Annotated in this window: 8 protein-coding genes; 6 read left to right on the top strand and 2 right to left on the bottom strand. The window is 55.3% G+C overall.

What is annotated here, in order from left to right:
• Positions 1-458 precede the first annotated feature (458 nt).
• The 4 genes from yqaB to luxS all read left to right on the top strand — a co-directional run bounded on the left by yqaB (position 459) and on the right by luxS (position 3,752).
• Positions 459-1,025 (top strand): fructose-1-phosphate/6-phosphogluconate phosphatase, encoded by a 567-nt coding sequence (gene yqaB, locus QMM04_RS19190; RefSeq protein ID WP_058771641.1) that lies wholly within the window; start codon positions 459-461, stop codon positions 1,023-1,025.
• The gene (locus QMM04_RS19185) at positions 1,022-1,450 is read left to right on the top strand and encodes a YqaA family protein (RefSeq protein WP_021507330.1); all 429 of its coding nucleotides are present in this window, start codon (positions 1,022-1,024) and stop codon (positions 1,448-1,450) included. The genes yqaB and QMM04_RS19185 overlap by 4 nt, the downstream gene beginning before the upstream one ends.
• 31 nt (positions 1,451-1,481) lie before the next feature.
• A complete protein-coding gene (gene gshA / locus QMM04_RS19180; RefSeq protein ID WP_282996780.1) occupies positions 1,482-3,086 on the top strand; it encodes a glutamate--cysteine ligase in 1,605 nt (534 codons plus the stop codon).
• A 150-nt stretch (positions 3,087-3,236) separates the two neighbouring features.
• Entirely contained in the window at positions 3,237-3,752 is a 516-nt protein-coding gene (gene luxS, locus QMM04_RS19175) for an S-ribosylhomocysteine lyase (RefSeq protein WP_010617126.1), read from the top strand.
• Between the two features lie 57 nt (positions 3,753-3,809).
• On the opposite strand, the gene QMM04_RS19170 is transcribed toward luxS, so the two are convergent.
• The gene (locus QMM04_RS19170) at positions 3,810-5,096 is read right to left on the bottom strand and encodes an HlyC/CorC family transporter (RefSeq protein WP_021507328.1); all 1,287 of its coding nucleotides are present in this window, start codon (positions 5,094-5,096) and stop codon (positions 3,810-3,812) included.
• A 13-nt stretch (positions 5,097-5,109) separates the two neighbouring features.
• Positions 5,110-5,904: an inner membrane protein YpjD gene (locus tag QMM04_RS19165; RefSeq protein ID WP_010617128.1), complete on the bottom strand. Its 795-nt coding sequence runs from the start codon at positions 5,902-5,904 to the stop codon at positions 5,110-5,112.
• 166 nt (positions 5,905-6,070) lie between these two features.
• On the opposite strand from QMM04_RS19165, the gene ffh reads away from it, so the two are divergent.
• Positions 6,071-7,432, top strand: a complete 1,362-nt coding sequence (gene ffh / locus QMM04_RS19160) for a signal recognition particle protein (protein ID WP_021507327.1) — start codon at positions 6,071-6,073, stop codon at positions 7,430-7,432.
• Between the two features lie 142 nt (positions 7,433-7,574).
• The coding region (gene rpsP, locus QMM04_RS19155; protein WP_282996781.1) for a 30S ribosomal protein S16 at positions 7,575-7,716 on the top strand (142 nt) is incomplete at its 3' end.

Here is a 7,716-nt window from a genome sequence, read left to right as displayed (position 1 = left end):
AGTACTCGGCTACGAACCGAGCGGTCGGAGGTTCGAATCCTCCTGGATGCACCATCTTCTCCGAGATGGAAAGTGCCTCAGTGTGTCATGATGCGATAATCGTTCAGGACGTGCTAAGGAGGATAACGTTGCTTCAGCAACGGCCCGCAGGGTGAGGCGCCAGCCGAATCATCCTCCTGGATGCACCATCAAATAAAAAGCAAACTGCCCTTGTGCGCTGTTCCGCTTGATTCCTGACCCGATTCAACATCCGCATTCCGAAAGATTTTCTCACGCGCCGTCTCCATCAAAAAATCACTGCATTTACCGCCATTTATCGCCGGTCGCGCGCTCTGACCTTATTCTGAAAACGAAAATTGCTAATGCTTTCAAAGCATTTGCGGTTAAGCCTGCCTGGCGACAACCTGAGCGCATTACGCTAAAGTAATGGCTCATTTTGTGGTGTTAATGGAGTCACAATGTACGACCACTATGACGCCCTGATTTTCGATATGGACGGCACCATTCTTGATACCGAGCCGACACATCGAAAAGCCTGGCAGCAGGTGCTGAGCCGCTATGGTTTCACCATGGACGAAGCAAAGATGGTGGCATTCAACGGGGCACCCACCTGGCAACTGGCCCGCTACATTCTGGAACAGAATCAGGCGCAGCACGATCCGCATCAGCTGGCGGCAGAGAAAACGGCGGCATTGAAAGCGATGCTGCTGGAAGACGTGCGTCCGCTGCCACTGATGCAGGTGGTCAAAGCCTATCACGGTCGCCGTCCGATGGCGGTTGGCACCGGCAGCGAACACAGCTTAGCCAAAGCGCTGCTGGAAGCGCTCAACGTTTATCATCTGTTTGATGCGGTAGTCGGCGCGGACGATGTCCAGCGTCATAAGCCGCAGCCTGATACCTTCTTACGCTGTGCAGAGCTGATGGGCGTTGCGCCTGCGCGCTGCGTGGTATTCGAGGATGCTGACTTTGGCGTGCAGGCAGCTAAAGCGGCGGGCATGGATGTGGTTGATGTCCGTTTACTGTGAATGAATTTCTGACGTATGGATCGTTATTCGGCAGTAGCTTTCTGAGTGCAACGCTGCTTCCGGGCAGCTCAGAAGCGGTGCTGATTGCGTTATTGATCGCCCAGAAAGGGTCGGTCTATGGATTGTTACTGGCTGCATCAGTGGGAAACACGCTGGGCGGCCTGACCAACATTCTTCTTGGTCGCCTGATGCCAGCAACAGGGCAGGGGCGATGGCACGACACAGCAATGACGTGGCTACAACGATGGGGACCCGCAGCGCTGCTGTTTAGCTGGCTGCCAGTGGTGGGCGATTTACTCTGCGTGCTCGCAGGGTGGTTGCGCTTCTCCTGGCTGCCCTGCGTGCTGTTTCTCGCCCTGGGTAAAACGCTGCGTTATATCGTTATCGCGACCGCCACTTTACAAGGTATGCAATGGTGGCATTGATTCGCACAGATTCGAGGCTACGGTTAACATTATGCTGAACAAAAATAAATTATTCGCACAGCGGGAGGTTAATGTGATCCCGGACGTATCAAAAGCGCTCTCCTGGCTGGAAGCGCATCCCGACGCGTTAAAGGGTATCGGCCGTGGCATTGAACGTGAAACACTCCGCGTCCAGCCGAATGGTCATCTGGCTACTACTGGCCACCCTGAATCGCTGGGTTCAGCGCTGAAGCACGACTGGATTACCACCGATTTTGCTGAAACGCTGCTGGAGTTCATCACCCCGGTGGATCAGAACATCGATCGCTCCCTGGCATTTCTGCGCGACATCCACCGTCACGTGGCGCGCGAGCTGGGCGACGAGCGCATGTGGCCGTTCAGTATGCCGGGCTATGTTGAAGATGTGGACAACATTGAGCTGGCGCAGTACGGCAGCTCCAATATCGGCAAAATGAAAACCCTGTATCGTCAGGGGCTGAAAAACCGCTACAGCGCGCTGATGCAGATTATTTCTGGCGTGCACTATAACTTCTCGCTGCCGCTGTCGTTCTGGCAGGAGTGGGCGGATGTCAAAGACGCGGAGAGCGGCAAAGAGACCATCTCGGCCGGCTATCTGCGCCTGATTCGCAACTACTATCGCTACGGCTGGGTGATTCCTTATCTGTTTGGCGCTTCGCCAGCCATCTGCTCTTCCTTCCTGCAGGGACGGGAAAGTAAGCTGCCGTTCGAAACCAACGGCGATGGGACGTTGTGGCTGCCGTATGCCACTTCGCTGCGCCTGAGTGATTTGGGCTACACCAATAAATCACAAAGCGGGCTGGGTATTACTTTCAACTCGCTGGAAGGGTATGTCGCTGCGCTGAAAGCGGCGATCAAAACGCCGTCTGCCGAATATGCGGCGATGGGCACCAAAGACGCGGAAGGCAACTGGCTGCAGCTCAATACCAACGTGCTGCAAATCGAGAACGAACTGTACGCACCGATTCGTCCGAAACGCGTGACCCGCTCGGGTGAGGCGCCGTCCGATGCGCTGCTGCGCGGCGGCATTGAGTACATTGAAGTGCGTTCGCTGGACATCAACCCGTTCTCTGCCATCGGTGTGGACGCCGATCAGGCGCGCTTCCTCGATCTGTTCCTGATTTGGTGTACGCTGGCCGATGCGCCGGAGATGAGCGCAGATGAGCTGCTGTGCAGCCGGAAAAACTGGAACCGCGTGGTGCTGGAAGGGCGCAAGCCGGGTCAGGTGATCGGCGTGGGCTGCAGTGATACGGAACATCTGCTGGTTGATGTCGGTAAAGCGCTGTTTGCCGATCTGCGCCGGGTGGCTGAAGTGCTGGATAGCAACGACGGCAGCACGCAATATCAACAGGTTTGCGTTCAACTGGTAGCGTCGTTTGACGATCCTGAGCTAACCTATTCGGCGCGCATTCTGCAAGCCATTAAAGAGCAGGGGCTGACCGGAGCCGGCGTGGCGCTGGCCGAGCAGTATCGTCATCTGCTGTGCGAAGAGCCGCTGGAAATTCTCACCGAAGCCGATTTTAGCCGTCAGGCGCAGGAGTCAGTGCTGAAACAGCAGCAGCTGGAGCAGAGTGATACACTGGATTTTGCCAGCTATCTGGCAGGTCGCGAAGGCTAGAAAAGAAAATGGCCACATCACTGTGGCCTAAATTAACATCTCTGTTGTCAGGGATGATGATAACAAATGCGCGTCTTTCATATATTCAGACGTTGGGCGAACGGAAAAGTTTCATCGTTTTAAAAAAAATCTCAAAACAGGAGGTGACGTATGCCACTACTGGATAGTTTTACTGTTGATCACACCATCATGGGCGCGCCAGCGGTACGCGTGGCGAAGACCATGAACACTCCGCATGGCGATACCATCACCGTTTTCGATCTGCGTTTCTGCCGTCCGAACATCGACATCCTGACCGAACGCGGCATCCACACGCTGGAGCACCTGTTCGCGGGCTTCATGCGTAACCACCTCAACGGTGACGGCGTGGAAATCGTCGATATCTCACCGATGGGCTGCCGCACCGGCTTCTACATGAGCCTGATTGGTACGCCAGACGAGCAGCGCGTGGCAAAAGCGTGGAAAGGCGCGATGGAAGATGTGCTGAAGGTAAAAGATCAGAACCAGATTCCGGAACTGAACGAATACCAGTGCGGCAGCTACAAGCTGCACTCGCTGGACGAAGCGCAGCAGATTGCGCGCAACGTGCTGGCGCACGACATTGGCGTTAACCGCAATGAAGATCTGAAGCTGCCGGCAGAAAAGCTGAAAGAGCTGCAACTCTAGTTGCCGCTTCTGCCATAAAAAACGCCGCGATTATCGCGGCGTTTTGTTTTTGTCGTCTCAGGAACCGATGGACGCTTTCAGCGGCTGATGCGGCGTAATGCGCACCTGCTTCACCATGTTGTCCTGCACATCAAGAATATCAATGTCGTAATGGCCAACCTGTACTTGCGTGTCCATCTGCGGGATCTCTTCCAGCGCTTCCAGCAGCATACCGTTGATGGTGCGCGCTTCCTCTTCCGGCAGCGTCCAGTTGAAGGCCTTATTGATTTCCCGCACGTTGGCGCTGCCTTCAATCAGCACCGAACCGTCGTTTTGCGGCATCACTTCTTCGGCCAGTGACGGTGACATAGAGGTGGTGAAGTCGCCGACGATCTCTTCCAGAATATCTTCGATGGTAACCAGTCCTTTGATGTCGCCGTACTCATCGATCACCAGCCCCACTTTCTTCTTATTGCGCTGGAATTTTACCAGCTGCACGTTAAGAGGCGTACCTTCCGGCACGTAGTAGATTTCATCGGCAGCGCGCAGCAGTCGCTCTTTATTGAACTCTTTTTTCTCGGCCATCATGCGCCACGCTTCGCGCACGCGCAGCATGCCGACGCTATCGTCCAGTGAGTCGCGGAACAGCACAATACGGCCATGCGGTGAGTTGCTTAGCTGACGCTCGATCGACTTCCACTCATCGTTGATATTGATGCCGACGATCTCATTGCGCGGCACCATGATGTCGTCAACGTTGACCTTCTCAAGGTCCAGTACCGACAGCAGCATGTCCTGGTTGCGGCGCGACATCAGCGAGCGGGATTCATACACGATGGTGCGCAGCTCTTCTTTGCTGAGGGCGGAGTTAATCGACCCTTCGGTCTTAATGCCCACCATGCGCATCAGAATGCGGGTAATGGTATTGAGCAGCCACACCAGCGGCAGCATCACGTACTGCAGCGGCGCCAGCAGAAAACTGCTGGGATACGCGACTTTTTCCGGATAGAGCGCCGCGACGGTTTTAGGCAGCACTTCGGCAAACACCAGCACCACGAAGGTCAGCACGCCAGTGGCGATGGCTACGCCGGCATCGCCGTACAGGCGCATACCGACAATGGTGCCGAGCGCTGAGGCGAGGATATTCACGAGGTTGTTGCCGATCAGCACCAGGCTAATCAGACGATCGGGGCGACGCAGCAGTTTCTCAACGCGACGCGCGCTGCGGTTGCCGCTTTTGGCTTTGTGGCGCAGTTTGTAGCGGTTGAGCGTCATCATGCCGGTCTCTGAACCCGAGAAGTAGGCCGAGACCAGCACCATAATGATCAGCGTGATAATGAGCGTGGTGGTTGAAACATGTTCCAACGCAAAAATTCCTTTAGTGAGAGGTGAGCAGGTGCTGCAGAACGCGGCTGCCGAAATAGGCCATGGTCAGCAGCAGCGCACCGCCGCAGTTGAACCACACCACACGGCGACCGCGCCAGCCTTCATGATAGTGGCCCCACAGCAGCACGATGTAGACAAACCAGGCGATAATCGACAGCACCGCTTTATCAATGTTTTCCGGGCTGAACAGGTTATTCATAAAGAACAGGCCGGTGCACAACACCAGCGTCAGCAATACCACGCCAATCTGCGTGATATGGAACATCTTACGCTCAATGCTGAGCAGCGGCGGCATATCCTGGGTGAACGTCAGCTTTTTGTTCTTTAACTGATAGTCGATCCACGCCAGCTGCAGCGCATACAGCGCCGCGATGATCAGCGTGGCATAGGCAAACAGCGACAGACCGATGTGCACCATCATGCCTGGCGTGGTCTCAAGATGGGTGATAAAGGCGTTTGGCACAAAGGTGGCGAAGGCCAGATTGATCAGCGCAAAACTGTAAACAATTGGCAGCAGCAGCCAGCCGCGATTGCGCGACGCAACGATAGTCATGATGGCACAGATCAGCAAACTGACCAGCGAACCAATATTCAGCAGGCTAAGGTTTTGTCCATTATCGACGGCAAATATGCGTTGCTGCAGCGCTACCGCATGGGCAATCAGCGCCACGCAGGCGGATAGCACGGCAAAACGCCGCCAGCCGCTGTTGCGTTTCAGCAGGCTCGGAATGATCAATGCAAGACTGAGAGAGTAGGCGAACAGCGCCACGATCGCGAAAACGAACATAGATCCTTTCAGGTGTCGGTCAGATAAGGAAAAAAGCAGTATAGCGCCAGCGGCAGCAGGCTCCAAACGATCTCACGGTCAATTGCAGAGATCGGCCTGGCTTCGTGTTATAATCCGCCGCATTGTGTCGCCCTGGCGGCCTCGCTACGCTATTAAGTGAGAGAGCATGTTTGATAATTTAACCGATCGTTTGTCGCAAACCCTGCGCAATATCAGTGGCCGCGGAAGGCTGACCGAAGACAACATCAAAGATACGCTGCGCGAAGTGCGTATGGCGCTGCTGGAGGCCGACGTTGCGCTGCCGGTAGTGCGCGATTTCATCAACCGCGTGAAAGAAGCCGCGGTAGGTCAGGATGTAAACAAAAGCCTGACGCCGGGTCAGGAGTTTATCAAAATCGTGCGCAACGAACTGGTTGCGGCGATGGGGGCCGAAAATAACGCGCTGAACCTTAATGCTCAGCCGCCGGCCGTGGTGCTGATGGCGGGCCTGCAGGGTGCCGGTAAAACCACCAGCGTCGGTAAGCTCGGTAAATTCCTGCGCGAAAAGCACAAGAAAAAGGTGCTGGTGGTGTCTGCGGACGTCTACCGCCCGGCGGCGATCAAACAGCTGGAAACCCTGGCGCAGCAGGTCGGTGTGGATTTCTGTCCGTCCGACCTCAGCCAGAAGCCGGTGGATATCGTTAACAACGCGCTGAAAGAAGCCCGTCTGCAGTTCTACGATGTGCTGCTGGTGGATACCGCCGGTCGTCTGCACGTTGACGAAGCGATGATGGATGAGATCAAGCAGGTGCATGCCGCGATCAATCCGGTTGAAACGCTGTTTGTTGTCGATGCCATGACTGGTCAGGATGCCGCCAATACCGCCAAAGCGTTCAACGAAGCGCTGCCGCTTACCGGTGTGATCCTGACCAAAGTTGACGGCGATGCGCGCGGCGGTGCGGCGCTGTCGATTCGTCACATCACCGGCAAACCGATTAAATTCATGGGGATGGGCGAGAAGACCGATGCGCTGGAAGCGTTCTATCCGGACCGTATCGCATCGCGCATTCTCGGCATGGGCGACGTGCTGTCGCTGATTGAAGATATCGAGAGCAAAGTTGACCGCGAGCAGGCGGAAAAGCTGGCGAAGAAGCTGAAAACCGGCGACGGCTTTGATCTCAACGACTTCCTGGAGCAGCTTAAGCAGATGCGCAACATGGGCGGCATGGCCAGCCTGATGGGCAAACTGCCGGGCATGGGTCAGCTGCCGGATAACGTTAAATCGCAGATGGATGACAAAGTGCTGGTGCGCATGGAAGCCATCATCAATTCGATGACGCGCAAAGAGCGTGAGAAGCCAGAGATCATCAAAGGTTCGCGCAAGCGCCGTATCGCTACCGGTTCCGGTATGCAGGTGCAAGACGTCAACCGGCTGCTGAAGCAGTTTGATGATATGCAGCGCATGATGAAGAAAATGAAGAAGGGCGGCATGGCCAAAATGATGCGTGGCATGAAAGGTATGATGCCGCCAGGATTCCCCGGCCGCTAAGGCGACAGAGCCCGAACCAGAAAATTAAGTCACTCAGGTTGCTTTTTGCGCCAAAATGAGTAAAATTTTCGGGCTTTTTATATTGCACCCGGGCCCCGTTCCTCGATGGGGCCCGGTTGTTTTATTAACTAAAGAGGATGTTATGGTAACCATTCGTTTGGCACGTCACGGCGCTAAAAAGCGTCCGTTCTATCAGGTCGTCGTCACTGACAGCCGCAATGCTCGCAACGGTCGTTTCATCGAGCGCGTAGGTTTCTTCAACCCGATCGCTTCTGGTCAGGCTG

The sequence above is a fragment of the Pantoea sp. Pa-EAmG genome (genome assembly GCF_030024295.1).
GTDB classification, from domain to species: domain Bacteria; phylum Pseudomonadota; class Gammaproteobacteria; order Enterobacterales; family Enterobacteriaceae; genus Pantoea; species Pantoea dispersa.
The sequence above is the reverse complement of the archived record's forward strand: the minus strand, read 5'-3'. Positions and strand labels throughout refer to the sequence as shown.